We start from the raw sequence: 700 nt of genomic DNA, 5'->3' as shown, positions 1-700 counted from the left end.
CAGCACTGCCGTAGTGGACCTCACCACTAACGGAATAAAGCGAACAAAGTAAGCCAATGGTAATATCCAAAATGTACCTACCAACACTTTGCCAAATGAAAATGGAGAAGGTTCATTAAATGCTAATATTAAATTCATACCTACAACTGTTGCTGGTAATGCCCATGGAATCATAACTAAGATATCCAGAAGGTTCTTACCTATGAAACTACGCTTAACTAGTGCATAAGAAGTAATGATTCCAAATACGAATACACCGGCACATGCAAGAACAGACATAATTAAACTGTTTTTAACAGGGTCCCAGATATCGGGATCTTCGAATAACAAAATAAAATTTTCCAAACCAAACTGCTGAGGATAGGTCTGCCATGTCCACCCACCTTCTGGAACTAAAGACAGGATCAACAACGTAACGTGTGGTAATAACAAAATAACCATTGCAATAATACCGATTGTTACCATAAACCACTTTAATAGTGGATTATTTACTTCACTTCGATGTGCCCCAATTCCTTTACTAGCCATCCGATAGTCTTTTCGGCCCTGATACCACCGCATAAACAATAGGAAGGAAATAGATACCACAGACAATATAACGGACTGTGTTGCGGCCATCTCTAAATCACCATTGATTTTAGAAAAGTAAATTTGCAAGCTTAACACACGGTATCCGCCAGCCAGTAAAAATGGCGCACTA

At 39.0% G+C, this 700-nt stretch carries 1 protein-coding gene; it reads right to left on the bottom strand.

The genetic code is table 11. The annotated features are described in order from the left end of the window. Positions 1-700, bottom strand: a 700-nt coding sequence (locus AC3G7N_RS21145) for an ABC transporter permease (RefSeq protein WP_489424112.1), incomplete at both ends; no start/stop codon positions are given.

This window comes from Virgibacillus carmonensis (assembly GCF_057836705.1).
The sequence above is the reverse complement of the archived record's forward strand: the minus strand, read 5'-3'. Positions and strand labels throughout refer to the sequence as shown.